Source organism: Enterococcus sp. AZ194 (genome assembly GCF_051713825.1).
Classification (GTDB): Bacteria; Bacillota; Bacilli; order Lactobacillales; family Enterococcaceae; genus Enterococcus_K.
This window is the reverse complement of the sequence record NZ_JBIOQR010000001.1, coordinates 3,411,367-3,437,548: the sequence shown is the minus strand read 5'-3', so window position 1 is coordinate 3,437,548 and position 26,182 is coordinate 3,411,367. Positions and strand designations below refer to the sequence as shown.

At 38.4% G+C, this 26,182-nt stretch carries 27 protein-coding genes and 1 pseudogene; 23 read left to right on the top strand and 5 right to left on the bottom strand.

The window, feature by feature from the left end:
* The first annotated feature begins 59 nt into the window (after positions 1–59).
* From IGI37_RS16030 to IGI37_RS16015, 4 genes are all read left to right on the top strand, one after another.
* Positions 60–1,574 (top strand): Mur ligase family protein, encoded by a 1,515-nt coding sequence (locus IGI37_RS16030; RefSeq protein WP_438763061.1) that lies wholly within the window; start codon positions 60–62, stop codon positions 1,572–1,574.
* Positions 1,567–2,076, top strand: a complete 510-nt coding sequence (locus IGI37_RS16025) for a hypothetical protein (protein WP_438763060.1) — start codon at positions 1,567–1,569, stop codon at positions 2,074–2,076. Before IGI37_RS16030 ends, IGI37_RS16025 begins: the two co-directional genes overlap by 8 nt.
* 124 nt (positions 2,077–2,200) lie before the next feature.
* Positions 2,201–2,380, top strand: a complete 180-nt coding sequence (locus tag IGI37_RS16020) for a hypothetical protein (RefSeq protein ID WP_438763059.1) — start codon at positions 2,201–2,203, stop codon at positions 2,378–2,380.
* Positions 2,381–2,905: 525 nt separating this feature from the next.
* Positions 2,906–3,472, top strand: a complete 567-nt coding sequence (locus IGI37_RS16015) for a homing endonuclease associated repeat-containing protein (protein WP_438763058.1) — start codon at positions 2,906–2,908, stop codon at positions 3,470–3,472.
* Between the two features lie 316 nt (positions 3,473–3,788).
* Here IGI37_RS16015 and IGI37_RS16010 read toward each other — a convergent pair whose 3' ends face one another.
* Positions 3,789–5,270, bottom strand: coding sequence for an amino acid permease (locus tag IGI37_RS16010; RefSeq protein WP_438763057.1), 1,482 nt, complete (start codon positions 5,268–5,270; stop codon positions 3,789–3,791).
* Positions 5,271–5,368: 98 nt separating this feature from the next.
* On the opposite strand from IGI37_RS16010, the gene IGI37_RS16005 reads away from it, so the two are divergent.
* The 11 genes from IGI37_RS16005 to IGI37_RS15955 all read left to right on the top strand — a co-directional run bounded on the left by IGI37_RS16005 (position 5,369) and on the right by IGI37_RS15955 (position 15,078).
* Positions 5,369–5,797, top strand: coding sequence for a GAF domain-containing protein (locus tag IGI37_RS16005; RefSeq protein ID WP_438763056.1), 429 nt, complete (start codon positions 5,369–5,371; stop codon positions 5,795–5,797).
* A 4-nt stretch (positions 5,798–5,801) separates the two neighbouring features.
* Positions 5,802–6,782 carry a sensor histidine kinase gene (locus IGI37_RS16000; protein ID WP_438763055.1) on the top strand — a complete coding sequence of 327 codons (981 nt, stop codon included), beginning with the start codon at positions 5,802–5,804 and terminating at the stop codon, positions 6,780–6,782.
* A gap of 5 nt (positions 6,783–6,787) precedes the next feature.
* Positions 6,788–7,420, top strand: coding sequence for a response regulator transcription factor (locus IGI37_RS15995; RefSeq protein WP_438763054.1), 633 nt, complete (start codon positions 6,788–6,790; stop codon positions 7,418–7,420).
* Between the two features lie 15 nt (positions 7,421–7,435).
* On the top strand, positions 7,436–8,137 hold the full coding sequence (locus IGI37_RS15990) for a sirohydrochlorin chelatase (protein WP_438763053.1): 702 nt from the start codon (positions 7,436–7,438) through the stop codon (positions 8,135–8,137).
* Positions 8,122–8,604 carry a precorrin-2 dehydrogenase/sirohydrochlorin ferrochelatase family protein gene (locus IGI37_RS15985; RefSeq protein WP_438763052.1) on the top strand — a complete coding sequence of 161 codons (483 nt, stop codon included), beginning with the start codon at positions 8,122–8,124 and terminating at the stop codon, positions 8,602–8,604. Before IGI37_RS15990 ends, IGI37_RS15985 begins: the two co-directional genes overlap by 16 nt.
* Positions 8,605–8,848: 244 nt before the next feature.
* Positions 8,849–11,275 (top strand): nitrite reductase large subunit NirB, encoded by a 2,427-nt coding sequence (gene nirB / locus IGI37_RS15980; RefSeq protein WP_438763051.1) that lies wholly within the window; start codon positions 8,849–8,851, stop codon positions 11,273–11,275.
* A 1-nt stretch (position 11,276) separates the two neighbouring features.
* Positions 11,277–11,582, top strand: a complete 306-nt coding sequence (locus IGI37_RS15975) for a nitrite reductase (NAD(P)H) small subunit (protein WP_438763050.1) — start codon at positions 11,277–11,279, stop codon at positions 11,580–11,582.
* Positions 11,583–11,584: 2 nt separating this feature from the next.
* Positions 11,585–12,529: a uroporphyrinogen-III C-methyltransferase gene (cobA, locus tag IGI37_RS15970; protein ID WP_438763049.1), complete on the top strand. Its 945-nt coding sequence runs from the start codon at positions 11,585–11,587 to the stop codon at positions 12,527–12,529.
* A 141-nt stretch (positions 12,530–12,670) separates the two neighbouring features.
* A complete protein-coding gene (locus IGI37_RS15965; RefSeq protein WP_438763048.1) occupies positions 12,671–13,450 on the top strand; it encodes a formate/nitrite transporter family protein in 780 nt (259 codons plus the stop codon).
* Positions 13,451–13,534: 84 nt separating this feature from the next.
* Complete coding sequence (hemC, locus tag IGI37_RS15960; RefSeq protein WP_438763047.1) at positions 13,535–14,413, top strand: hydroxymethylbilane synthase; 879 nt, start codon at positions 13,535–13,537, stop codon at positions 14,411–14,413.
* Entirely contained in the window at positions 14,410–15,078 is a 669-nt protein-coding gene (locus IGI37_RS15955; protein WP_438763046.1) for a uroporphyrinogen-III synthase, read from the top strand. The genes hemC and IGI37_RS15955 overlap by 4 nt, the downstream gene beginning before the upstream one ends.
* Positions 15,079–15,157: 79 nt before the next feature.
* On the opposite strand, the gene IGI37_RS15950 is transcribed toward IGI37_RS15955, so the two are convergent.
* Positions 15,158–15,565: a hypothetical protein gene (locus IGI37_RS15950; RefSeq protein ID WP_438763045.1), complete on the bottom strand. Its 408-nt coding sequence runs from the start codon at positions 15,563–15,565 to the stop codon at positions 15,158–15,160.
* Between the two features lie 274 nt (positions 15,566–15,839).
* On the opposite strand from IGI37_RS15950, the pseudogene IGI37_RS15945 reads away from it, so the two are divergent.
* From IGI37_RS15945 to IGI37_RS15925, 5 genes and pseudogenes are all read left to right on the top strand, one after another.
* Positions 15,840–16,235: pseudogene (locus tag IGI37_RS15945) on the top strand (helix-turn-helix domain-containing protein); the annotation flags it as partial.
* A 122-nt stretch (positions 16,236–16,357) separates the two neighbouring features.
* Positions 16,358–16,573: a hypothetical protein gene (locus IGI37_RS15940; protein ID WP_438763044.1), complete on the top strand. Its 216-nt coding sequence runs from the start codon at positions 16,358–16,360 to the stop codon at positions 16,571–16,573.
* 119 nt (positions 16,574–16,692) lie between these two features.
* Positions 16,693–17,118: a hypothetical protein gene (locus IGI37_RS15935; protein WP_438763043.1), complete on the top strand. Its 426-nt coding sequence runs from the start codon at positions 16,693–16,695 to the stop codon at positions 17,116–17,118.
* A 265-nt stretch (positions 17,119–17,383) separates the two neighbouring features.
* On the top strand, positions 17,384–17,806 hold the full coding sequence (locus IGI37_RS15930; RefSeq protein WP_438763042.1) for a hypothetical protein: 423 nt from the start codon (positions 17,384–17,386) through the stop codon (positions 17,804–17,806).
* 179 nt (positions 17,807–17,985) lie between these two features.
* Positions 17,986–18,090, top strand: a complete 105-nt coding sequence (locus IGI37_RS15925) for a putative holin-like toxin (RefSeq protein WP_438763041.1) — start codon at positions 17,986–17,988, stop codon at positions 18,088–18,090.
* A 323-nt stretch (positions 18,091–18,413) separates the two neighbouring features.
* Here IGI37_RS15925 and IGI37_RS15920 read toward each other — a convergent pair whose 3' ends face one another.
* Both IGI37_RS15920 and IGI37_RS15915 read right to left on the bottom strand, forming a co-directional pair.
* The gene (locus IGI37_RS15920) at positions 18,414–18,695 is read right to left on the bottom strand and encodes a hypothetical protein (protein WP_438763040.1); all 282 of its coding nucleotides are present in this window, start codon (positions 18,693–18,695) and stop codon (positions 18,414–18,416) included.
* Between the two features lie 1,001 nt (positions 18,696–19,696).
* A complete protein-coding gene (locus tag IGI37_RS15915) occupies positions 19,697–20,668 on the bottom strand; it encodes a GNAT family N-acetyltransferase (protein ID WP_438763039.1) in 972 nt (323 codons plus the stop codon).
* 435 nt (positions 20,669–21,103) lie between these two features.
* Between IGI37_RS15915 and IGI37_RS15910 the strand changes: the two genes are divergently transcribed.
* Complete coding sequence (locus IGI37_RS15910) at positions 21,104–21,685, top strand: helix-turn-helix domain-containing protein (protein ID WP_438763038.1); 582 nt, start codon at positions 21,104–21,106, stop codon at positions 21,683–21,685.
* Positions 21,686–21,898: 213 nt separating this feature from the next.
* Here the strand turns inward: IGI37_RS15910 and IGI37_RS15905 are convergent, their stop codons facing one another.
* A complete protein-coding gene (locus IGI37_RS15905; protein WP_438763037.1) occupies positions 21,899–23,665 on the bottom strand; it encodes a flavocytochrome c in 1,767 nt (588 codons plus the stop codon).
* Positions 23,666–23,810: 145 nt separating this feature from the next.
* Between IGI37_RS15905 and IGI37_RS15900 the strand changes: the two genes are divergently transcribed.
* Positions 23,811–25,388 carry a sensor histidine kinase gene (locus IGI37_RS15900; protein WP_438763036.1) on the top strand — a complete coding sequence of 526 codons (1,578 nt, stop codon included), beginning with the start codon at positions 23,811–23,813 and terminating at the stop codon, positions 25,386–25,388.
* A 10-nt stretch (positions 25,389–25,398) separates the two neighbouring features.
* The gene (locus tag IGI37_RS15895; protein WP_438763672.1) at positions 25,399–26,148 is read left to right on the top strand and encodes a response regulator transcription factor; all 750 of its coding nucleotides are present in this window, start codon (positions 25,399–25,401) and stop codon (positions 26,146–26,148) included.
* Positions 26,149–26,182: the final 34 nt, after the last annotated feature.

Here is a 26,182-nt window from a genome sequence, read left to right as displayed (position 1 = left end):
AAAATTGAAAGACTTTAAAAGACTATGCACTGTATAAAATAAAGGAGAATTTAAAGAGTATGGACACATGGAAACGAGCTAAACCATTGAAAAAAGAAGATTTTAAGCATTTTGATGGCTATTTTTTAAATGAAGAACTTGCTAATAATATCCACATAACCAATTTTGATAACACTTTGGAACGTGTGAGAACAATCATTGATTCCGGAACAGGCTATATTTCATTTACAGGAGAAAGAATTCAAGCATCTGTAGGTGGAGCTAAGCGAAATTGGGTAAACGGGGCAAATGTGGTAAAACAATATATCTCGGTGCTATCTCTTTACGTAACCGAAGAACCTGTACATGAATTAATCCATGAAATTCCACAATTTATTGTTCCGAATACTTGGGAATTTATGTATCAAGTAGGAACATATCTACGGAACAATATGGATAGTCCCGTCGTTGCAATTACTGGGTCTGTAGGGAAAAGTTCGACACGGATGATGTTAAACAGTGTTTTAAGGGAAGACTATCAAGTGCTCTCAAACTTTAATAATCACAATACACGATTAGCTATTCCGTTGTATATGAATAAGCTCGTTCAATCACCTGATATTGTCTCACTTGAAGTGTCATTGAATAGTCTAAATCACAGAGGGAAAGGACCTCAGTCAAACTATATTCGGCCCACAATTGCAGTGGTAACATCTGTTAGTCATGCTCATATGAGTTCTATGTCAGGTTTAAATGGATTAGCTCATTTCAAAGCGAATATTTTTGAAGGTATGGATGAGAATGGAATAGCAATTATCAATGAAGATATTTCAGAGGAACAAAAAAAGATTATTTTAAATAAGGCCAATGAGAGCACAGAACAACTGTTAACATATAGTATGAAAAATCCTGAGGCAGATGTATCTCTCGTTTCTATGAAAGAACTAAAAGAGATTACAGAAGTTACGGTTTCATATGGTGGACAATACTATACCTATTTACTTCGTCTATCCAGCCCAGGAATGGTAGAAAACTCTTTAGCAGTGTTCTCTATTCTCGTTGCTTTAAAATTGGATGTAAGAGCCTATATGCCTAGACTAGAAAATGCGCAAGTACTTCCTAAAGTGATGAAGTGGAAAAAAGGGTACATTGATAACAAACAAGTAGATATTTTAGATGATACGCATAACGCTGCTATTTCATCAATGATTAATGCTATTAAGAGTTTTACGAATAAGGTTCCTTACTACACCGGCAAAAAAATATTAGTTTTAGGGCAGGTAGCTGATTTGGGCAGTTTTTCCGGAGAATTACATCAAGAATTATTACCATTTATAAATAATTCGGGAGCTGATTGTTTATTGGGTTATGGAGAAGAAATGAAAAAAATAGTGGAGCAAGCAACTCTGCCAAGTCAGTGGTATGACAATTTAGATGATTACTTATTCGCTATTCGAAAACAAATTACTGAAGGAAGCTTTCTGTTATTAAAAGGCTCAGTATCGGGAAGTGATTATAATAAAATAAGTCCGTTACTAGATGGGCTTTTAACAGATAATAGAAACGAAGGGATAGGAGCGAGACCTAGTGTATAAGAACCAACCTATACTATCGATTGGAACTGTCTTACGTCAAAGTCATCAGGATTTACTTCATATGAACCGGTTGGGCAAAAATTCATTTTGGCAACTCAATCATGGAAACCATGGAGATTTTTTGACAGAGTCGGAATTGTTTGTATCCCCGAATGAGCAAAGTCAGGTGTCTCAGTATAAACGAACTATATATGTTGAAAAAAATCACACCTATCTATTATATGCAGAGATTTCATGTACTTCTTATCAAAAAGGAAAATTAGGAATAGGAATTAATGGATATGGCCAGACATTATCTTTAAAGAAAAAAAGTGACGGATATGTGCCCATGGCTAAAACAATTACTTTTAAAGAATCTGGGAATTCGTACTTATTTATTGGTGGGCTAAAACAAGCAGATTTATCAGGGAATATTCGCAACTGTCTATTGCTTGATATTACGAAAGTTTATGAGGGAAGCGAGCCGATTTTTTATACATCTGAGTTGTTCATCAGGAATTAAAAGGTGTCAATACTGTGTCCATGATTATGTCATCTACACAAAAAACAATAGATAAGAAGTTGGCCTTAGTAAAAACAATCCTATTTATTAATAGCTGTTTTTAGGGATGGAAAGTGGAAATTGGATGAAAAATAATGAGAAATCAGGGGAGAGAATGAAAGCCGAAAGTGAAAAACGAAGTGGTACAGGAAAACTATTGTTGGGATTAATAACTTGTGTGTCGATGTTTCTGATATTTACATCAATAAGTATTGCAGAGGAAAATGAGCATGAGATAATCAGTGAAGAGAGCATCGATGAGTGAGCATCGGGCGAACAAGAATTAAAAGGAAATAAGAGAACCATTGCAAAAAAGGGAGCAAAAACAGTTACAGTCAATAAATTTAATATGAATGTTTACGATGATACCTATAAAAGTCAAAAAGCAATACCGTTACCTGACACAGATTATCAAATCAGTTACACATCTCCAACAGATAGTAAGGAGGTAATTCTTTTTGAAGGCGTTACTAATGAGAACGGAGAAATTCTAAATTTAGGTGAAAAATAGATTCCAGACGAAATACTATCCGACTTGATATCGCTCTACTACTTAATGGAGTGGATAGTGACGGACGATTCATTTTAGATGAAACCGGACAAAAAATTGTATACTAATAGCCGTAGTTCTATTAAAAAAGGGAATCGTTCCATTTTCTACCTGTAGCACCGAAAATTAGTGACACTAAGAAATATATCGTGAATCTGATAAGAATCGGTCGTAACATTCTTATCCACTAGTCGAAGGTACATTATCAAAATTTTAAAAAAAGGAGTATATATTGCGTTTATGTCTCTATCATCTGTTCATAAAAAACGCTATACAAAAAGTTATTTTATTGAAGAAATACAACGTTACTATCAGAGATATCAAAGGATTCCTTGTGCAAGAGAGTTTCGATGGAAAGCAAGTGCGATTAAGGAATTTGGGACTTGGAATCATCTGTTAATTCAAGCAGGTCTCAACCCCAAAAATAAACAACGAACCAAAAAATATACGCGGTCTGATTTGATTGAGAAAGTTCAACTGTTTGAGCAAGTACACAAAAAATCTCCTCGTGCAGTAGATGTTCCATGGCGAACGACGGCTATGAATGAGTTTGGTAGCTGGAATAACTTGTTGATGGAAGCGGGATTGGAAAGAAGAAAACCTGGTCCAACGAAACAATATAATGAGACCTTTTTTATAGAGGCCGTTCAATTGTTTGAGAAAACTCACGGGGAGCCGCCTACAGCCAAACAGTTTCGTTGGTCCAGTACAGCGATTCGTCGATTTGGTACGTGGAATCGATTAATTGAACAAGCTGGATTTACACCAAGGGAATCCAAAGCGCAGGAGATTAAGGGTGATGTTTAGCGTATGAAAAATCGTCACCCATAAACCTGTGGAGGTTGGGACAGAAGTGTTTAACTCCGAGAAATAAGAGGGAATCCACGAAAATTGCTCTTCAAATTTTTGTGAATTTCAGCTTATTTCCGAACCTTCAACTCTAGTATGTCTCATGCGTAGAAGTTGTTGAGAGCGGAACGCAGTCCTTCAATTCTTAAGGTGTTCCACCTTTAGAAATTGATGAGAACGGAGTGTAGATGGAGTTGCTTCTGTGCCCACCGTTTATTCGGGAAATAGGAGCATGGGCATAACTTTTTGAGTTATGTCCCATGCTCGTACACACTTATAGACCGAGTTTGTATTCAAATCTTGCATAGAGAACATAAGCGAGACTGCTAAAGAGTGTCGGTCCAAGGATAAGTGTGGCTAGGTTGGCATAATTTCCTAGTTTGAGTGGTTCGTAAAGCTGGAAACTGATGGCTAGGAAGATGCAGGCACAGACACTGAATGACAGGAGTTGGTTGATCCATTTGTTTTGAATAAAAAGCTCTTCATAAGGGACGATTTTCTTTTTCAAAAAGAACGGGAAGCTTACGGCTACAATAAAATAAGGAAGCGCGCGTGAGACATTCGTCATATAGGTGAGCTGATTGAATAAGTCACCTAGGAATTGATTGTTGATAGATAGAGCGACAATGCAGAGCGAGAGAGCAATGGCTTGTATACAAAGGGCTCTTGTTGGCATTTTTTGTGTATTACTACGCACAAGTTTTGGTGACCAGATTTCTTTTGGCGTTCCTTTAATCAGGCTTTTTAAGGGCCCATAACTGATGGAAGAAAGCAGTCCTAAGTAGGCAAAGGCGATAGTGAATGCCGTGTAACGAGTGTAAAACTGTTGTAAAAGAGCACTGGTCGAGGCTGTAAGATGAAGTGTTTGGGCTAAGTCTTTAGCTAGAGTGCCCATTAAACTGTACATCAAATTGCCCAAATGAACTTGTTTGGTATCTCTAAGAAGAGCCAAATCATTGGCACCACTCCATAAAAGGATACCGAAACAATAAAGAAAAACGATGACCCCCGTGCTTATGATTAAGGCTTTGGGGTATTTTTTTTGGCTATCGTTTGTCTTATCTGAGAGGCTGGCAACAGTATCAAGTCCCCCAAAGGCCGTGATAGAAAAAATAAAAAAAGGTAGCTGTGAAAGAAATTGATGGTTTGTTCCTTTAAAATAGCTGGGTGCGTGATAACTTTTTATAACGTTTGGCCAAAATTGATCCAAGTGATGATAAGCGAGTGTTAAATTGCTCACCAAAGATAATATAAGTAAGCCCAACATAGCAAGACTACTGATTTTTAAGAAAGTCATAATAGCCTTGAAGCCGCGACTGATGAGCCAATGAATCACAAGCACTAAGCAGATGGAGAACAAAGCAAGTAGACCATTTGTCGGTATAGAAAACCAAGTGGCTTGTTGCGTCAAGTCTTCACCAAAGACCAGAATCGAGAGCGGAATGGTTAATTTCATGAAGAGGCTAACCATCCAAGTGAAGTAACTACAGTACCACAGAAATACCGTGATAAAGGCTACTTTAGGTGTGAGAGAATCTTTGAGCCAGTCATAAATGGTTCCGGCTTTGTGAGCGTATTTTTTGGTATATTGAGCGACGATTAGGGCATATGGAATAAAGTAAAGGAGTGCGCTAATCAAAAACCAGGGCAATGATTTACTGCCCATCATAAAGAACGCCGTAGCCATACTTGAAAAAGAATAGACGGTCGTGGTCATAATTAAAATAAGAGATGAGATAGATAGATTCTTGGACATAAAATGACGTCCCTCCAACGAAGTTATGGTATTATATTAGTGAGTTTTCTAACAAAGTTCAATCGAATTTAAAGAATATAGGGAATTGGAGTAGTAAAATGGGTGAGATTCAAAAGTTAATTGAAAAAAAACGAAAAGACTGGCAAGTGGATTTTGTGGGGCTCGCTGAAAATGTTGCGCCAACTCACGCTCCTAAGGAAATTCATTGGCTTTATGCGGCTGGAAATCAAAGTCTGGCTTATAAAAATATCCGCTTACAGGTGGGCCGCGGGATTGCTGGTTTGGTTTGGAAGACAGCTAGGCCTCAGATGGACCGAGATATTTTGACAGATGTGGAGAAGCGATTGGAATATCCGATTGCGCGAACAGAAAAGTTAGTCAATGTTTATGCGGTTCCTGTGATGAATAAGCATGAAGTGATTGGTGTCTTACTGACAGGCTATAGAAGTCAGTTGGATGCTTTTGATAAATTGGAAATAGGCAAGACGGCAGAGGAATTGGCTTCATTAATCCAAGGAGATGAATGAGCAAATGAACGAGGAACAAAAATTTTTTCGACACATTCAAAAAGCAATCTGGCTGTTAACGGATGGTTATGAAGTGCTTTGTCGAACCAAGTTTGCTGAAGAAATGGAACAACTGTACCTGTTTGACCTAAAAAAAATAGTCGAAATCAGTTTAGGAGAAGGGTGTGCCTTACATAATACCCAAAAAAAATGTTTGCAGTGTCCTTTGGAAGAGAGACTCTCGCCCAAGGGGTTTCCTTTCAAGGCGTTTACCAAAACACATGAACTGATTGAGTTCTGGGGCCGAGTGGATTTTTCGGAGGACCAGCTGATGCTCCAAATTGACTTAGTGACCAATGAAGCAGAAGCTACCTCAGATCACTCTATGTTTGATTATTTGAATGGCGTAAGAGAAATCGAACGAAAAAAAATTGCTCAGGATTTGCATGATGGGATTGCGCAAAGTGTCTATAGTTTGATGCTGGAGACAAGAGGCGTGAAGTGGATTGAAAAGGCGCAACAGGAGGACAAGCTTCGTGAAATTGATCAACATTTTTCAGAAGTCTTGACTGAGATTAAAAACTTAGCCGGGGAGTTACGACCGATGTCCTTGGATGAGTTTGGTTTGATTCCAGCCTTGGAACAATTTATCAAACGGACGATTGAAATGACTGGCTTTGAGATTGAATTTTTAGTGACAGGGGTTGAACGACCGCTAAGTGAGACTTTACGAACGGCTGTTTACCGAATGATTCAAGAGGCAATTGCCAATGCCATGAAGTATTCAGGCGAAAATCAAGCGAGGGTGACATTGGATTATCAAGAGGAGACTCTTTTTGTTGTGATTGAGGATTCCGGTCAAGGCTTTCGTTTGTCCAAAGAAGAAAAAGGCTTTGGGCTCATGAATATGAAGGAGCGTGCACATGCCGTTTCTGGCGAGTTGACTATCGAATCTCAGCCAAATCAAGGGACAAAAGTTTCCTTCACTATACCTGTAAAGGAGTGAGTTAGATGAACATTTTAATTGCTGATGATCATGCGATGGTTAGAAATGCCTTAGCGTTTTTTATTAATGCGCAAAAAGACATGCAAGTGATTGGAGATGCTGCGGATGGTCATGAGGTATTTATGAAACTAGAGAGTTTACCAGTAGATGTCGTGTTGATGGATATCAGTATGCCACCTGGTGAAAATGGGCTACTCACGACGCAACGTGTGAAGGAGTCCTATCCAAAGGTTGCGGTCATTATTTTGACGATGCACGATGAAGAGTCTTATGTGCGTAAATCTTTGAGTGCGCATGCAGATGGCTTTATTTTGAAAAATGCTAGTGATGATATTTTACTTGAGGGGATCCGCAGTGTCTACCAAGGAGAACGTTATTATCATGGGTATACGGAAAAAGAGTTGAGCGAAATTGAGTTGTCAGAAGGCGACCCTCTTTATGCGAGTCTTTCAAAGCGTGAAAAAGAAATCTTACCGTTGATTGCTTTGGGCTACAATAATAAAGATATTTCTGAACGGTTATTTATTTCTGTGAAAACGGTGGAGGCCCATAAAGCGAATATCCGAAAAAAGTTAAATATTGAAGGATATGCGGGCTTGCTTCGTTATAGTTTGAAACATCATTTGGTCGATTTTTAGCTTAGGAGGGACAAAATGAAAAAAGGCATTATTTTTGTATTGCATGGTCGAAAAGAAAAAATTTCAACAAAAAATCAAGCAGTAGTTCAGTCAGTGATTGACGAGTTACCAGTTCCAGGAGTAATCGGGTTATTGGAAGGGGAACAACAGACCTTAGAAGAGGCGATGGCGACTTTACTGGAACAAACAATAGAGGAAATTATTTTTGTCCCAGTCTTATTGTTTCCAGCGACGCATGCGAAAGAGGATTTGCCTGAGCGAGCGTCAGCCTTTTTAAACGGAAAAGCAAGGATTCGAATTTTGGAAACGCTGGCTACGACACAAGCTGTTGAAGAGTTTTTAGTTCGGACAATACGAGAACAAGCAGGCGATGGGCGCGAGGTTCTAGTGATTGCGCATGGGACACCGCACTATGAAGAGCCTTATGAACAGCTAGAAACGCTGGCAAAGTCAGTCGAACGAACAGTCGGAATTCCGGTTCACACGGCGAATCACTTAGGGCAGAATCTGTACATGGACTTCTTAGCCGGACATCCAGAAGGGGTAGTTATCCAACCACTTTTTTTAACAGATGGTTTTTTGATCAAAAAAATAACGACAGCTATCCAAGAAGCGCGTGGGTTAAAAGATTTTTTCTTGCCAACGATGGAGGAGAGTCCAGAGTTAAAAGCAGCTATTTTAGAGAGAGTTCGTGAAGTCGTATGTATCCCATCTTAGTTGATTTATCCAAACTGACGATTGTCGTTATCGGCGGCGGTCAAATTGCTTCACGAAAGGTTCATTCGTTGGTCGAGGCAGGCGGTCGACCGCTCGTGATTGCGCCAGTTCTCTCAAAAACCATCCAAGAACTTTTTGAAATGGGGCAACTCCTTGTGAGACAAAGAGCTTATCAAGCAGGAGATATCAGTCAGGCACACCTGGTTTTTATTTGCACAGATGATGAAGCGGTCAATCAACAGGTGATGAAGGAAGTTAGGCCCCATCAGCTGATTAATGATACCACCAAACAAGCCCACAGCAACTTTTTCAATATGGCCTTTTTAAAAGAAGCGCATCTCGGGCTGGCAGTTACAACTTATGGAAAGAACCCTAAAGAAGCCAAACGATTGAAAAAAGAGCTACAAGCATTTGTCCAAAAAGAAGAGCAACGGATGAACGAAGAATCACAGAAAGAAGAACAATAGTATTTATTAAAGAAATAAATAGGATTTCTAGTAGCTATAGGAGATATAAATTTAGTCAGAAAAATTCAGTAGATACGCGATAAAATCAAATATCAATCACCAAAACAGAGCAGAAGATTTCTCAATTAGAGAAGAAATCTTTTGTTTTTTTGTCGATATAGGGGATTCCCTAATATAAATAGCTAGAGTTATCCACTATATTGTGAAGAGGATAACAAAAGAAAACTATAAAGAGGTGGACCCTATGAGCGAGCGTTTAGTCGTTATTGGAAACGGAATGGCAGGAGTTCGAACGGTTGAAGAAATCATTAGCCGTGATCCAGAACGTTATGAAATCACAATTATTGGTAAAGAAGAGTACCCAAATTACAACCGAATTATGCTGTCTAATGTATTACAAAAGAAAATGACTGTTGATGAGATTATCACCAATCCGTATGAATGGTATGAAGAAAACAAGGTGGTCTTACTGAATAATGATCCGGCAGTCGGTATTGATGTTGCAGATAAGAGTGTGACAATGGAATCTGGCGTTCGAATTCCTTATGATAAATTAATTATGGCGACAGGGTCACATCCGTTTATTTTACCTATTCCTGGGGCAGATAAAGAGGGCGTAGTGGCCTTTCGAACGATTGATGACACAGCTGAAATGCTTGAGGCAGCGGCTAAATATAAAAAAGCAGTCGTTATCGGTGGTGGCTTGTTAGGGCTAGAAGCAGCAAAAGGCTTACAAGAACAAGGGATGGACGTGACAGTGGTTCATTTAGCCAAGTGGTTGATGGAAACGCAGCTAGATGAAAAAGCAGGCAAGCTTCTTCAAATGGAGTTAGAGGACCAAGGCTTACATTTTTTGATGGAGCATGCAACACAAGAAATTTTAGGTGAGAAACGTGTGGCAGGATTGAAGTTTTCTGATGGAACAGAAATTGAGACAGACTTGGTAGTGATGTCTATCGGAATTCGCCCCGCTGTTGAATTGGCGCGTGAGATGGGCCTAGAGGTTAATCGTGGGATTGTTGTGAATGACTTTATGGAAACGAGCTTGCCAGATATCTATTCTGTCGGTGAATGTACGGAGCACCAAGGCATTTGTTACGGGCTGGTTGCACCATTGTTTGAGCAAGGCAAAATCTTAGCGGATGTGTTGACGGGTAAGGAAACAAAACCTTATCAAGGCTCAACGACCTTTACTTCGTTAAAAGTTTCAGGAGCTGATTTGTATTCAGCGGGGAACATTTTGAACACTGATGATATGGATAGCATTGAAGCTTATGATAGTAGCACGAAACAATATAAGAAGATTTTCTTAAAGGATGGCAAAATCCAAGGAATCGTTTTGTATGGGGATACTGAGGATGGTAGTCGTTATTATAACATGATGAAAAAAGGCCAACCCATCGAGGACTTACAATCAATTGCGGTTTTACAAGCGGTTGGTGAAGGCGCAGGCATGGGTGATGATGTGCTTTCGTGGGAAGATGATGAAACGGTCTGTGGTTGTAATGGCGTGTCAAAAGGGGATATTTTACGAAATATCCGTGAAAAAGGGTTAACGAGTGTGGCTGAAGTTGGAAAAGTGACCAAAGCGGGAACCTCTTGTGGAAAATGTAAACCGCAAGTTCAGACGTTACTAGAAAGTGAATTAGGTGATGCGGTGACGACGGCTTCGGGCATTTGTTCTTGTACAGATTTGAATCGTGATCAAGTTGTGACTCAAATTTATGCAAAACATTTAACGAGTACGAAAGAAGTTTTCGAAGCGTTAGATTGGAAAAATCCCGAGGGCTGTTCAAAATGTCGTCCAGCGGTTAACTTTTATTTGAATGTTGCGTGGCCTTTAGAGCATGAAGATGAACGTGAATCTCGTGTTGTAAATGAACGGATGCATGCCAATATTCAAAAAGATGGCAAGTTCTCTGTGATTCCAAGAATGCGTGGTGGGCAAACGACACCACAACAATTGATGAAGTTGGCTCAAGTGGCTGAAAAATATCAGGTGCCATTAGTTAAAGTGACGGGGTCTCAACGAATTGGTTTGTATGGTGTGAAAAAATCAGATTTACCAAAAATTTGGGAAGAGTTGGATATGGTTTCAGCTCAAGCTTACGGAAAAGTGTTCCGCTCAGTAAAAACCTGTGTCGGTAAGAGCTTCTGCCGTTTTGGAACGCAAGATACGATGGGCCTTGGCGTGAAATTAGAGGAACGTTTTGAATATATCGATACACCGCACAAGTTCAAGGTTGGTGTGTCTGGTTGTCCAAGAAGCTGTGTTGAATCGGCAGTTAAGGATTTTGGTATTATTGGTGTCGAAAACGGCTTCCAAATTATGATTGGCGGAAATGGCGGGACAGATTTGGTGGAGGCACAGTTATTAACGACTGCGGAGACCGAAGAGGAGGTCATCGATATTTGTGGGGCAATGCTACAATATTACCGTGAAACAGGCATTTATGGTGAACGAACAGCACCTTGGGTTGAACGGATGGGCTTTGAAAATGTGAAGACCGTTCTTTTAGATGCGGACAAACGAAAAGAATTGTGGGAAGCCTTGGATAAAGCAACTGAAGCGAAAGGCCGTAAAGATCCTTGGGGGCCAATCACCAAAGATGTCGATTTACGTGAAAAAATGTATACCATTGAAAATCCTGAACTCGTAGGGGGAAGATAAGATGACGAAACTATTAGCGACTAAAAAATCAAAGCTCATTCCTCGTGTTGGCCGGTCTATAACGATTGGCGACAAAAAAATTGCTATTTTTGAAACATCTACGGGCGCGGTTTATGCACTAGAAGACTATTGTTCGTTAACGCAATCACCTATTTTGGAAGGAATTGTTTCGGGTGAATTTTTGTATGAACCGATGCGTGAATACAAAATCTCTCTAGTAACTGGCGCGATTCAAGAACCAGATGAAGGCCAAGTTACCATCTATCCGGTTGAAATTTCTGGAGATGATATTTATTTGGAGGTGTAGGTATGATTTCCTTTGTTGGTGCAGGTCCGGGCGATATTGAATTATTGACGGTGAAAGGGCAGCGATTGTTAGAGACAGCCGATGTTGTGATTTACGATCGCTTAGTTAACCCTTTGTTATTGTTTCATTGTCAAAAGACATGCGACTTCGTTTATGTCGGGAAAACACCGTATCAACCATCAATGAAACAAGCGGAGATTAACCAGCTACTGATTGATTTACCCAAAACATATCAACGGGTTGTTCGTCTAAAAGGCGGCGACCCGGAGATTTTTGGGCGGTTAACTGAAGAATTAGAAGTGGTACACAATCAGGGCTATCCTTTTGAAATCGTTCCAGGGATTACTGCGGCGAGTGGTAGTGCCGCCTATAACGGTTTATCATTAACTAAACGTGGGATTGCTCGAGGGGTGACGTTTCTTACCGGATATGTCAAAGAGAACCAAGTCAATCAATTGATTGAACTGCCTAAAGAACAAACACTTTGTCTGTATATGGGAATTGAAGCATTAAAAACTGTTCTTCCTCAAATGAAAAAGCAGGTAGTAGAAAATACGAAGATTGCTATTATCGAGTGGGGAACTTTTGGACGACAAAAAAGTATTTTTGGAACGCTTGAGACTATTGAGAAAAAGCTACAGGCAACCAATATTCAAAATCCAGCGATGATTTTGATAGGGGAAGCGGTCGATGAAGAAGAAGCTTATCCTTGGTTTGAAACACTGGAAAGAGCGGGACAAAGCATTCTAATGGTATCGACTAAACGACCAATGATGGCTGATCTAGTCGAATATACCAGTCAGGGTGCGGATGTTTGGTGGCATCAAGTTGGTCAGAACCGCGACAAACGTTTTATTGAAATTGATGAACGAGTTAGAAGTGAGCATAAATTTTCTTGTGTTTTGTTCAAAAGTGAGCAAGCGAGAGAGCTATATGAGTTGGAATAGTCCGCCAAAATCTAGTGGAGGATTGGTGGAATGAACTAGAGATTTGTACGTCTGAACGAATTGAATGAACTAAATCGATAGAATAATGAAATCAAAGAGTAAATAAAAAAATAAATAATTGAATAAAGGAGCACGAATATTATGTCTTTATCTCCAAAAGAATTAGTCGATGACACAATCAAACGAGGGCAAGCAAAAGCTAATTATAGTGTTTTAACAACTGTAGTTTTAGCAATTATGGCAGGTGTTTTTATCGGTCTTGCAGGGGTGGCGATGATCCGAACGATGGGTTCAATGCCAAAAGAATGGGGGACCTTTGTTAATTTGATGGGCGCACTAATTTTTCCATTTGGTCTAATTTGTCTATTATTAGTTGGTGGCGAACTAGTTACTGGGAACATGTTAGCTGTTACGATGGCACTTTACGCAAAAGCAATTACCTTCAAACAATGGGCACGCAATATGTTTTTGGTGACGCTCTTTAATTTAGTTGGAGCAGTCGGTGTGGCAGTCTTTTTTGGCTACTACTCTAATACACTACAAGGGGATTTTGTCGCGCGAACGATTGCCGTGGCTGAAGGACGAGTGGCAGATGCTCCGATGGCAACTTTTTTATCAGCTGTCGCTTGTAATATACTGGTTTGTACGGGTGTTTACATGAGTTTTGCAGCAAAAGATTTTATCGGTAAAATTGTCGGAATCTTACTTCCAATTACGGGATTTGTTCTAGCAGGTTATCAGCACGTGGTCGCAAATATGTTCTTGTTGTCAGCAGGTTACTTGGCTGGTGGTGTTACTTTAGGCGAGTTTTCCTCGAATATGCTCGTGGTTTGGTTAGGGAACTTAATTGGTGGAGGCGGAATATTAGCTGGTATGTATTTCTTAGCCTTTAAAGTGGGAATGAAGGATACAGCCAAATAACATAACAAGCTAACTAGTTGAAAAAACGAGTAGCTCTTTTATAATAGAACTAACGAAAAAATATATGAGTGGGAAGAGGATATTATGCGAACGCTGAAGGTCGGAAGTCGAAAAAGTGCACTAGCGATGAAACAGACACAGCTAGTGGTCGATGCTCTAAAAAAAAATCATCCAGAATGGTCATTTGAAATCATCGGGTTTTCAACGAAAGGCGACCGACTTCAGCAGGTTCCTTTGGCTGCAATTGGTGGGTCAGGTGTTTTTGTGAAAGAGGTTGAACGTCAATTACAAGAGAAGGCAATTGATTTTGCGGTTCATAGCCTAAAAGATATGCCTGCTTGTCTACCTGAAGATTTAGTTCTAGCTGCTACACCAAAACGGGCGACGCCGTTTGATTGCCTTATTTTAAAGGATGAACAGGCACTCCATCATGGCGGTCCACTTGTAATTGGGACGAGCAGTGTGAGGCGCGCAAAGCAGTTGGAAGAAGCCTATCCACAGATGTCTTTTACACCGATACGAGGGAAGGTCGAGACGCGTTTGGAGAAATTAAAAACAGAGAACATGGATGGGACGGTCTTAGCTTGTGCGGGCTTGGAACGTTTGGCTTATTTTGATCAGCTGCCCGCTTACAAAATCCTTTCTCCTGAAGTTTGTGTGCCGGCAGTCGGACAGGGAATTTTAGGTGTGGAATGCCGAAAAGAGGATGCAGAGTTGATTCACGTATTAAGTGAAATTACAGATAAGCTTACACATGAAGCAGCAAAATCAGAGCGGCAATTTCTACGACGAATGGATGGTAATTGTGAGATTCCTTTGGGTGGTTATGCAGAAAAACGAGACGATGAATGGGTATTTCATGCGTATTTAGCAGAAACTCGCCAAGCGAAAGGATGTTATCTTCGTTTGGCTGGAGAAAGTCCGTTTGAGTTAGCGAACCAGGCGGCGGATCAACTTTTATGATGAACAAACCAACCCTTTTGTTGACTAGAGGAGCAGAGTTGAATCAAGCAGACCAACAATTTTTTGAGCGATTCTATCAAATAAGAATTGTCTCTTTAGCAGAAATCATTCAGTTGCCTCTAAGTGAAAAGGCACTGAGAGAGCTTGAGGACTCAGAGTGGCTCTTTTTTACGAGCCAAGCGCCCGTACTATCCGTATTGAAGCATGCAAATAAGCAGAGTAAGATTGCGGTTATTGGCAAAAAAACGGCGGCGAAAGTTCAAGAAGCTGGATTCTCAGTAGCGTTTATCAGTCCAATCGAGACCAAAGAGGCGATGGTTGTTTCTTGGCAACAAAAATACCCGCAACCAACGACTCTATTTTATGCAAAAAGCCAACTGGCAGATACGTATGTTGAGCAACAGTTAAATAAAAAAGACACGGTCTATGCGCAGATAACTTATGAAAATTGTTTACCAAAAGAAGCAAAACAGGCGCTTAAAGACGTGACCCAAGATTCGGGCATTCAAGCCGTTTATCTGACTAGTCCATCTGCTTGGCGGCGGTTTTATTCCATTTATGAAGGAGAGATAAGCGACCTTCAATTGTTGGCAATCGGTCCGACGACGCAACGAGCTATCAAAGAAGATGGGTTTCATGCAATGTTAAAAAGCCAGTTAGCCTAAATTAGCTGTGTGGTGTATGAATTTGCGCGAGCCTAAAAGAACCTCAAGTTGAACAATAATTGTTCAGCTCGAGGTTTTTTTATAGCTCATCATTTTGGTGCCCATTTATGGTATCTCTGTATCTATCTCTGAGTGAGAGAATGCCGAAAGTCAGTAAAATACCTCCGTAGACAATGGTCATAGGCGAAGCATAGATTCCGAAAATTAGAACAACCCAAGAGGCAACAAATATATTTCCGGAAGAAACGAATAACTGCACCAAGATAGGTCCGATTATCGCAAGCAAAGGAAGGCAGGCCAGAATGCCGTCAATTATTAAGACAGGCTTCAGTTGTTCTTTACGGAGCACGAGCAGATGAATTAATACTTTCAGAAGAAATGGCACAATAAAAACCAGTGATGATTTAAATAAAAAACCGAGTAAAGCAAATAAAAAAACGTCAAGTATAATAAAAATTGTTGCTATTTTTTTGTAATTATGTTTCAAAAATAAGTCCTCCAAGTTGATTTTATTTATGCTCTTTCTCAATGCTTTGAAAAAGAAGGTATCTATAGTTTACCTAAATTTTGGTATGAACACCAACTATTTTTATTATTGACTCAGGTTTGTAAGAATTATGTAAAAAAGGTGGATTGATGGGCAAAAATAGCTACGATAAATTTTAAAATGAAATTACCCACTTTATAAAATAAAAAAACGTCATTGCCCAATTTCATGTATTATTGAAGTTCCTACACAAACAATAAAGGATGAAATGACAATGACGCAAATTGAGAATACCATATTTTTACGCAAAGGCAAACACCTTGATTATGAAGAACGAAATAAAATTGAAGCCTGTAAACAATTAGATGAACCTCTTTCGAATCGAGCAATCGCGAAACTACTGGTTCGTGCTCCTCAAATGATTCATAGCGAGGTAAAAGACGGTACGGTTCGCCAAATCAGGTGCCAAGTCCAAAACAGTAAAACCTACGAATATGAATCGTTTGTTTATTCCACAGATGTTGGTCAAGCCGCTTACGAAAATGCCCGAACGAATTCTCGCAAACAGCCGAAGTGGGTTGCTTTACCGAATTTCATGGCGTATGCCGATCATCAAATGAAGAAAGAAAAGCAATCACCAGATGTCGTCGTTGGTCGTGCAAAGAAACTAGCATAAATTCTAAAAAACATTAGGTTTTAGAAATTAGTAAAATGAGCTTTGAAAGCCTGATATAATAATGTTTTATAGTTTCAAAAAGTCGTTGTAAAAACGATTGATAGGAGGATGTAAAAATGGCAAGGAAAACCAAATATCAGGAAGGTATAGATGCTAGTTACATTTCTTGTGCAAATGCAGTATTGCATTTTATGTCCAGTACGGATAGACAGCATGTACAAAACCTAGCTGAAAGCTTAGGTGTAACACATGCAGACATAGTGAAGGTTGAAGGAGAAGATGAACTATACTTTGAAGAGGATATACCGTCAAATTCAATTTATTGGAAGTAGTTTCATTTCCCAAAAACGATCACTAACTGAAGGAGAATGTTATGGAACATAAATTTAGTGAATATAGTGATCGATACGAGGAACCACTTAACAATTGAAAACGAGAGGATGTTGGTATTTTGAGTACGTTGAAAATAAAGAAAGGAATAATTGTACTTTTTTTGACGTTATTCTTTTGTATAGAAAGTATGATTTGTGCAGGAATTATTATTCTAGGACAATCAAATGAGTATACATTTTTCAAAATTTTAATTGGAGTTATGGCATTTTTATGTATATTTAATTTATTTTTGTATCTATTTATGGGAACTTTTGTTAAATCTGTAACGACAACTGATGATGCATTAGAAATTATCACGTGCAGAGGTAAGCTATACTCATACAAACTTTCAGAATGTACTATTAAGTCTGAAAGAGTAATAACTGGTAGAGGTGAGAATAAGAGTACGAACTACTATTTAATCGTTTCAACAAAAAACAAAACAAAATATTTTAAACTAGGTCTATTTACTCCAAAGCAAAGAGAAGAAATAAATAAAATTTGAATTTTCATAAATGATCACAACTGAAGACAAGGAGGAAAAATTTCTAATGCTAATTCATGGTCAAGAACACGTTAATACGCATGGGTGTTTTTACTCTATCAAGTTTTCTAATGTGGTAATAGTAGTACAGATGGTGTGGGAAGATGATTTCTTTACCTACAATAAAGATGAAATTAGCGATATTTCAGTATATTGAGAAAACAAACTCTTTATTTTTCTTATTATATAAAAAGCGGAATTAAGACTACCAAAAAGGATGAAATTCATGGACCATAAATTTGAAGTAATAGATAACGTTAAAGATATAACATTTTTAGATATCGAGAGTACAGGAGGACTTAGAATAGGGGATGGGCTTATTCAATATATGTTAGATTCGTTTCAATGGTTAACTACTTATTGGAACAAATTAGGTAATGAAAGTAATGGATTAAATTATCATGGTGTAACGTTTATTACGATTCCGTCTGAGATTCTTCAAATGAAAAATATTATATCTGCATGGAGAAGTTTATTTGAGTTTGCGCCGAATAATTTTATTGTTCATACTGAATATGATTTAGAGGAACAAGAATTTATTGAGACAAATTTGAAACAGAGCTTAGTAATAAATGAGTTAGGAAATTTAATCATTTTGTGTGAAAAAGCGTTGGAAGAAGAGAAAATCCTTGTTCATTTTGGAATATAGTAGCATGATTCCTAACCAAAAAAAGATTGAAAGAGGAAACTTAATGAATTAAAGATAAAAGTAAACAACTCCAAGTATGATATACTAATTAATGTAGAAAAGTTATGACGGTGGCTACTTCTGAAGGGTGGTGGTGCTTATGAGAATAAGTGTTAAAATCTATGAAAGGAGAAAGCCATTTGTCCGCATTAGAAACAATTCAATTGATTCTAAGTATGGGTATGTTTACCATTGCTTTGATTAAATTGATTGTGGATATGCTTAAAAACGACAAAGAAAAATAACCGTCTTATCTTTGGCCAGATAACGGTTATTTTTATAACTAATTAAATTCTGCTACCGTCTTAAACGGTTCTACATAGGAGAGGTATGTTAGCGCATATCTCTCTTTTCTTTGTCATTATATCACGGTTTTATAAATTTAGCTAACAAAATTAGCTAATTTATTAACTTGTTAAAGGTAATTCAGCACGCAAAAGTTATTGCTATAAGTAGCTTTGTGCCAATATATTAGTTTTAGTAGGCTACCTCTATCAGCTAATTTGAATAAATTAATATTCCTAAAAAGGATGCTAAAACAACAGAATCATAAAAATTTACAATTGCTTCAATTTCCAGAGCGGATTTCTTCCTCGTAACGATCTAGCTGATGATTGAATCGGTTTCGGTCATCTGTCGCATGTTGATCATTAAACAAGTAATGTAAATAGATTCGTCGCTGTTGGTTTCCCTGCTCAAATGTTTTTTCCTCTGTGTAAGACCATTTTTCGATAAAGCTACGAACGTATAACTGAATATCTGAACAATAGTTGGGGCGACTGACAAAGGTAGATAGAATCTCATCTAGTTGTTGCTTCACAAACTTAAGTGCTGATTTCACACTAATCACGAATTTATGATGGTGCCTCATTAAATCATTGATATTCTTTTCACTGTAAAATCCTCGATCTAAGACTAGATTCACTTTTTCAGTTGTAGAAAATCAATATATTCCATCAAATTTTCAATGAGGGTCACATCGGAGATATTCCCAGGTAGCTTTCGATAATAAATGGGCAGTTGTGATTCTTCACCATAAAGTATTCCTAAATTGATTTGTGGGAGAGAGTCGCCTTCTTTATTTTTTCCATATTTTACTTGTTTGATTAAGGTAGAGTACGAAGAGATGGCGGTTGTATCAAACGCGAGATATTCTTTTTCAACTCGACGTTTCACTTGAGTGTGAAAATAGGCCGTTTTGTCTTCCTCGGTAATCCTAGCAAACGGCTCACTAATTCATTGAGAAGAAATGACTCGATCAAAAGGATGCTTGTGGGTGGTGCCCCATTTAGGAAAACGATACATAGCTTGTCCTTTTTCTGAGACGAGGTAGTAAACAAGTGACAGTAATTCTTGACGGATATCTGGGGAAATTTTACTCAAATCTGCGGACATACCGATGTTCTTGGCAATTTCATCAAAGCGGTGGGGGGACCAAAAAATTGTCTTTGACAGGTTTCGATAGCAACAGGACCACACTTCCTTGTTTCCTCTCGAACGGCTAATTGTTGGCGGTAAAAGAAAGGCATTCGAACAAATAAAAAATCGTTCAAACGCCTTTGATTTCAATGCTTCAAGTAGCTGTTTCAGTATTCATCGGTATAAATTCACGGGAGCACAGGTTGAATGGATAATTTCTCTTCGCTGTATTAAATTTGAAATACCATGCTGATCTCTTCATCGCTTGGTATTTGATAATGCTAAATTGAATAGTTAATAGATACAAAACAAAATCCTCTGACAGCCGTCACTATAATTACTGTCAGAGGATTTAGGAGTTGAAGAGAATGTAAAGCCTAAGTCAAAAATGACGATAGTCAAGTATGATTATTATCTTCTTTGGTAAAAGAATTATTTGTATGAACTATGAGATAGAAATTTTTTCAAAATGACTTCATCTTCATTTAATTCACCTGTTTCAACAAAGCCCATCTTTTTGTATAAATGGATTGCGCGCTGATTCTCAGGTTTTGTTGATAAGGTAATAATTTCAACGCCAAGGTATCTGAATTGATTGATGAGTAGTTCCAGCGCTTTTGAAGCATGCCCTCTATTTTGGTATCGTTCATCTATCAAAAATTGCCATAACCAATAGCGATTTTCTGGGTCAGGAATTTGCTCATCAAGGACAATGGCAGCATAACCAATAACTTTATTAGTTAAGCAAATAAAATAAGGAAATACAGTATCCATTCTTTTAAAAGCTTCCTGAATAGCTAAAGGAACTGCCAATGTGTAGTTTGCTTGGACTTGCTTATCTGTCGATTTGAGTGTGCCACCCAAAAAGGCGTTGTCTTCATTAACAGGCAAGAGGTGAATAAATTCGGCTTGCTTAGAAAATGAATCCTTCTGTAACTCTAGTTCTATAGAAGCCGAGTTTATTTGATTTTCTTTATAGACCATGACAATCTTATTAAATCCAACTGATTGCCAGAACCTCAGACTAAGATAATTGTTTGAGGAGACAACTAATTCAGCCGTTGTTGCTTTCTTTTGATCCTCTCTCTTTTCCAATTCTCTTATCGCCAATCTACCGAACCCTAAATTTCGATAAGCTTCACGAATATAGAAATGAAGGATGTAAAACCTTGTTGGAGAATCATTATAGACCCATAGATACCCAATGAGTGTATCTAGGTAGTAAATACTCAAGCAGTGACGTGCAGTTGCGGGGATCCCGGGAAGCATCTCATCACTGACGGTTAAAGGCGGAAGTGGATCACGCCTTTCTATTTTATTGAAATACGGCTTTGCTTCTTCGTAAATAGAAGTAAGAAGCTCTCTTTCATGTTCGGTTGATTTTTTTATGGTTAGTAAGTTCATGTATTTTCTCCTTATTAAATAATATAAAATTATCTAATAATATCTGTTGGCTCCCCCATATGGTGCTCCTTTCATAAAACGTTTCCCTTAGTTTACTATATTTCTATCCGAAATAATAACGGTTTCTTTTTTTGGGTGTTATGTTCCGAGAGAGTTACCCAGCGCAAAATTTTTTTCTATCTGTCAGAGGAAGTTCCTTAAATTTACCTAGGAAATGTGGTACGATTTACCCAGCAAACTTAGCATTCCACCTACAAAAAATTAAAAGTATCTAGTGATGGATGAACAGCTCTTGAATAGATAAGTTCAAGAAAAAGCCTTGTTCTAGGCGATGTACACAACTATATACAGAGAGAATCGATCCTTTGTAACCTACCATAGACAGAAAAAAAAAGGATTGTTTGATAGGCTGAATTTACTAGGAGGAAAACCAAAATGAACTTTAGTAAACAATTAAAAAAATATCGGGAACAACATGGACTTTCCCAAGAAGTCTTAGCTGAAAAAATATATGTGACACGGCAGACTATTTCTAAATGGGAGAATGATCGTAGTTACCCAGATATTCATAATTTGGTCGCGCTAAGTGTTCTTTTTGATATTTCTCTAGATGAATTAGTCAAAGGAGACGTGGGAAAGATGAAACGTATGATTGGAAATGAGGAGATGGAGAAAAATACAAAAGGAATGGCTATAGCCCTAGCTTTGACACTTATCATAGGGGTTCCGAGCATCGTTGTTGGAAATTGGGGATTTGTTCCGTTTGGACTTTTGTGGCTGATTAGCATGTACTTCGCAATGAAGCTTGAAAAATTAAAGAAAAAATACAATGTAAAAACTTATAAAGAGATTGTAGCATTCACTGAAGGTAAGATGGATTTTGATGAGTTGAGTAAACAACGAGATCGAAAAAAGTACATCCTGGAAAAGGTTGTAATTGTGTTGGTCTTTACAACAATATTTGCGCTTCTAGGATTTGTTTTAAAATGTCTGACTGTTTTCGTTATGAATCTTTAAAAGAAATCAAGTAGCAGCTGTTAGGCTCTGAAACAGTCCTTTTTTTAACATCGTTTAGTTCTTGTATTAGATTAAGAGATAGAAGAATAGTAGAAGAGGCTGGGACTAACTTGTAGAGTTATGTCCCAGCCTGATTTGTCCGATGGTGGGTACAGAAGCAACTCCTATCCCAACCTCAGCTCTATGAAGCGTGTTAAATAACGTTACTCGATTTTATAGCCCACCTGCTGTTTTACCGGCAATTCGACCAAATGTAATAATGTCTGTAATGGCATTTCCGCCTAGACGATTGGCCCCTTGGATAACCCCAGTTAATTCACCTGCTGCATACAAACCAGGAATTGCATTTCCTTTTTCATCAAGAACTTCTGTGTTTTCGTTGATGACAACGCCACCCATTGTATGGTGAACAGAAGGGATCGCTTTTTCGATATAGTAAGGACCTTTTTCTAATGAAACAAGTCCACCGCGGTGATGGAAATCTTTGTCATCGCCCGTTTTAGCGTATTCGTTGACTTTTTTAAGTGTTGCTTTCAACCCCTCAACATCAATATCGAAGAATTCTGCTGCTTCTTCAATAGTATCTGCCTTAACTAATAGTTTTTCTTTAATCAATTCATCGTATTCTGCACTATGCGCTTCTTTTGTTTTTGAAATGGCATCAATATCATCATTCCAAATTTGGTAACAATATTTGCCTGTCTGTGCAAGAATTGCTTTAGAAATCACGTCACGACGATCTAATTCTTCCACGAAACGAGTTCCCTCTTGATTGACTAAAATCGCACCATCAAAACGTGTGTCAGCAAGTAAAGAAATCATTCCTGTTTTTGGATTGGCAATTGGATAAGTTTGGATACTTTCCATATTGGTTAAAGCAGCACCAACTGATTGAGCCATCACAATCCCGTCGCCAGTTGTTCCTTCAGAATCTGTTGAAAGGTAACGCTCATCATATTCGCTATTGTATTTTTTACGCATATCTACGTTTGAACCAAAACCACCTGTTGTTAAAATAACGGCATCATTGGCATGGAATGTGATAGCTGTTTCGGCACTGTCTTGCGCTTTAACGCCTGTCACTTTTCCTTTATCGTCTTGAATGAGCTCATTTGCTTTCATATTAAGGAAAATCGGAATTTTTAATTCATCAGCTTTTGCTTTTAATTTTGAAATTGGTTCGGCACCAGTATGGCCAATTGGAATTAGTGCTCGTTTGTACGTATGGCCACCAAATTGGAACAACTGGTCTTCTAAGAATTCTACTTTGATTTCATCTTTTAACCATTCAGCTGAATCCAAAGCGTTTTCTGCCATGATGCGGACCATTTTCGGATCCCCGATATTGTCTCCACCTTTCATGGTATCTTCATAAAAGCTTTCAACGGAATCACCTTTGATGCCTAGATTTTTTTGAACCCAGTTACCAGGTGCATTCATTTCGCCACCGGAAAGAAGCGTATTTCCACCAACAGTTGGCATTTTTTCAATGATTGCGACTTTTTTACCAGCTTCAGAGGCTTCAATCGCAGCACTGAATCCAGCCCCACCTGAGCCGACAACTACTACGTCAAATGTTTGCTCAGCATCAATCTTATCTTTTTCTTTTTTATCTTTTCCAGCTGCAACGAGCGTAATACCAGACTTCTTAAGCGCATCTTTTACGGCATTGATGTACCCTTCACTTGTTGCAGTAGAGCCAGAAATGACATCGACATCTGCTGAGTTATCAGCGATGATTGTTTCTTGCAGCTCTGTATAAACGGGTTCAGCTAAGACTTTGTTTTCATCTTGCTCTAAGACTTTGATTTTATCGATTTTTCCCTCTTTAATAGCTACTTCCACTTTGATATCGCCATGTTTTCCACTACCTGATCCTTCGAAGGTCCCACTATCCTTTGCTGCGTTTCCTGAAGAACAGCCAGCAATCGTCAAGACTGTCACTAGACCAACAATCAGAAATTTCAGTTTCTGTTTCATTTTTTTCTCCCCTTATGTTTAATTTGTTTTCCCAACAGTTACAGTTATGAGTATAATAAAAAGTAGTGCTAATTTCTTTGGACTAAGACGCACTTTTTTGCATTTTAACGAACATGTGAAGAAAATAACAATAAGGGGTAGAGTTATGCATTCAATAAAACGCCAGATTATCTTTCTCTTTTTATTCGTTTCAATTAGCTTGATAGGGGCACTTTCGTTTACTTTACACCGCGAGTTGAAGAAAAGTGTGATTCCCTTAAATACATCGATTACTCAACAGTTTGTGAATAGTAAAACACAAGAAATTAATAGTTGGTTTGGAAATCGAATTGCTGAAATTGCAATGATTGCCGATGCGACCAGCGGGGAAGCACAGACACGCGAACAGTTGTTTACGAGTATTCATGCACTTGAAGCGCGTGAAAAAGAGAATTACGTATCTATTCGGCTTGTATCGACAGAGGGAATTTCCTTTTCTGAGGAGTATCCGCAATTTTCTATTGAAACGCGCAATTATTATAAAAAATTACTTGCCAACCCAAATCATAAATACACCGTCAGTAATCTAGTAACTTCCAAAGAGGACGACCAGTCGATTGTGATTATTTTGTATCGTTTAACGAAAGTTCTACCAGATGGCACTGCCTACATTGCAGCAGCCGTTCCGCTAGAAAAAGTCATGAATTTGGCAGAAGACCTTTCAATCTATGATGGACGAGGCTCACTTTTATCTAGTGGGGATCAAGGAATCGCTATTGATGATGAAAAACAGTTGCTGTTTACGAGTAACCTCTCACTATTGCCTGACTGGAAAGTCCATTATGTGATTGAGAAAGAAAATTTAAGCGAAAGTACAGCAAAGCTTCAATACATAGTCCTGTTTATCAGTATTCTTGTTTTGGTTGTGTTAGGTGTTTTGCTATTTTTCTTAATGAGAGGCATTATCCGGCCCATTTTATCGTTAAAAGAAACAATGCGAAACGTTCAAGAGGGGAATCGAGTGGTACGAGCGGATGTTGCAACAGAAAATGAAATCGGGGAGTTAGCTGAATCATTTAATCAGACACTCGATAAGGTTTATGAAAATGAGGAGAATTACCGAAACGCCTCGATGAGATTGTTACAAGAACAAATTCAGCCACATTTTTTGTATAACACGTTAGACATGATTCAATGGCAAATTCTAGGGGGGGCATCAAAAGAGGCTGTTAAAACGGTCGAATATTTGGCCTTGTTCTTTCGAAGAGGGCTAAACCAAGGCAATGAGCTGACTACGGTTCAACAAGAGTTAGAGCATGTACGAAGTTATTTACAAATTCAAAAATTGCGCCACGAAACCTTACAGGAGGTTCAAATTGACTGTCCAACTGAACTTCAAGGTTTTACAATGCTTCATTTTATTTTGCAGCCATTAGTGGAAAATGCGATTCAACATGGGATTCGTTCAGCGAGTCAGAAGGATTTGTGTCTCTTTATTTCGGTGAGCCACAACACTGAAAATTATTTAGTTTTTACAGTTGAAAACAATGGACAGTTACCAACTAAAGAAGTTTTAGCACAACTAAATTCGAACACTTCTGTCAAACCTGAAAAAGGCTTTGGTGTGTTTAACGTCCGTCATCGCTTGAAGCTTTTTTATGGAGGAACGGCTCATTTGAGCTATCGAATAGAAAATGAGAGGTTGTGTGCAGAGATAGCTGTACCAATTAGAGAACTGGGGTAGTGTGATTGTGATGGAATGGAATCTATTAATTATTGATGATGAAAAAATTATTCGAGAAGGAATGGCGAACTATTTGCCTCTTCTGGCTGTCAAAAAAGAGCGAATCTTTTTGGCAGCTACAGGGCAACAGGCGCTCGATTTATTAGAAAAACAATCGATTCAAGTTGCATTTGTTGATATTAATCTACCAGATATGAACGGTTTAGACTTGATTCAGCTGATTAGTCAACGTTTTCCCAAAATTTTGATGGTAGTTATCAGTGGCTTTGATGAATTTGAATTTGCCCGACGTGCGATTCAGCTACAGGTGTTTGATTATTTGTTAAAACCGGTCCCTAAAACAGATTTAGAAAAGATGATTCAAAGAATGAATCAGCACATGGAAAAAAGTCAGGGCCCAGAACACCTCACCATAGAGGAAAATGAAGAATATGAAAACTTGGCACAAAAGGGCAAACAGTACATTGAGAGAAATTATACGGATGCGACACTTTCTCTTACGAAGGCGGCCAGCAGTTTGTTTGTCAGTGGTTCATATCTCAGTAAGCAAATGAAGGAGACGCTCGGCTACACCTTCTCTGAATATCTGACCGAGTATCGGCTGACCAAAGCAAAAGAATTACTCGCTAATCCGGAGCTTCAATATACAATTGCTGAAATTGCTCGAAAAGTCGGCTATAAGGACCAACATTATTTTAGTCGCCTGTTTAAGAAGGTCTATGAATGCTCACCGCTACAGTATCAGAAGAAACAAAGATAGAGGTTGTGGGTGTATGAATAAGAAAAAGGAGTCA

Bases quoted from the DNA above. Each gene is read 5' to 3' on its own strand.
- IGI37_RS16030 (WP_438763061.1), top strand. From the start codon at position 60: ATGGACACATGGAAACGAGCTAAACCATTGAAAAAAGAAGATTTTAAG.
- IGI37_RS16010 (WP_438763057.1), bottom strand. From the start codon at position 5,270: ATGTCCAAGAATCTATCTATCTCATCTCTTATTTTAATTATGACCACG.
- IGI37_RS15995 (WP_438763054.1), top strand. From the start codon at position 6,788: ATGAACATTTTAATTGCTGATGATCATGCGATGGTTAGAAATGCCTTA.
- hemC (WP_438763047.1), top strand. From the start codon at position 13,535: ATGCGAACGCTGAAGGTCGGAAGTCGAAAAAGTGCACTAGCGATGAAA.
- IGI37_RS15955 (WP_438763046.1), top strand. From the start codon at position 14,410: ATGATGAACAAACCAACCCTTTTGTTGACTAGAGGAGCAGAGTTGAAT.
- cobA (WP_438763049.1), top strand. From the start codon at position 11,585: ATGATTTCCTTTGTTGGTGCAGGTCCGGGCGATATTGAATTATTGACG.
- nirB (WP_438763051.1), top strand. From the start codon at position 8,849: ATGAGCGAGCGTTTAGTCGTTATTGGAAACGGAATGGCAGGAGTTCGA.
- IGI37_RS16005 (WP_438763056.1), top strand. From the start codon at position 5,369: ATGGGTGAGATTCAAAAGTTAATTGAAAAAAAACGAAAAGACTGGCAA.
- IGI37_RS15930 (WP_438763042.1), top strand. From the start codon at position 17,384: ATGGACCATAAATTTGAAGTAATAGATAACGTTAAAGATATAACATTT.
- IGI37_RS15905 (WP_438763037.1), bottom strand. From the start codon at position 23,665: ATGAAACAGAAACTGAAATTTCTGATTGTTGGTCTAGTGACAGTCTTG.
- IGI37_RS15900 (WP_438763036.1), top strand. From the start codon at position 23,811: ATGCATTCAATAAAACGCCAGATTATCTTTCTCTTTTTATTCGTTTCA.
- IGI37_RS15915 (WP_438763039.1), bottom strand. From the start codon at position 20,668: ATGAACTTACTAACCATAAAAAAATCAACCGAACATGAAAGAGAGCTT.
- IGI37_RS15965 (WP_438763048.1), top strand. From the start codon at position 12,671: ATGTCTTTATCTCCAAAAGAATTAGTCGATGACACAATCAAACGAGGG.
- IGI37_RS15895 (WP_438763672.1), top strand. From the start codon at position 25,399: ATGGAATGGAATCTATTAATTATTGATGATGAAAAAATTATTCGAGAA.
- IGI37_RS15975 (WP_438763050.1), top strand. From the start codon at position 11,277: ATGACGAAACTATTAGCGACTAAAAAATCAAAGCTCATTCCTCGTGTT.
- IGI37_RS16015 (WP_438763058.1), top strand. From the start codon at position 2,906: ATGTCTCTATCATCTGTTCATAAAAAACGCTATACAAAAAGTTATTTT.
- IGI37_RS15940 (WP_438763044.1), top strand. From the start codon at position 16,358: ATGGCAAGGAAAACCAAATATCAGGAAGGTATAGATGCTAGTTACATT.
- IGI37_RS15910 (WP_438763038.1), top strand. From the start codon at position 21,104: ATGAACTTTAGTAAACAATTAAAAAAATATCGGGAACAACATGGACTT.
- IGI37_RS16000 (WP_438763055.1), top strand. From the start codon at position 5,802: ATGAACGAGGAACAAAAATTTTTTCGACACATTCAAAAAGCAATCTGG.
- IGI37_RS15990 (WP_438763053.1), top strand. From the start codon at position 7,436: ATGAAAAAAGGCATTATTTTTGTATTGCATGGTCGAAAAGAAAAAATT.
- IGI37_RS15985 (WP_438763052.1), top strand. From the start codon at position 8,122: ATGTATCCCATCTTAGTTGATTTATCCAAACTGACGATTGTCGTTATC.
- IGI37_RS16020 (WP_438763059.1), top strand. From the start codon at position 2,201: ATGAAAAATAATGAGAAATCAGGGGAGAGAATGAAAGCCGAAAGTGAA.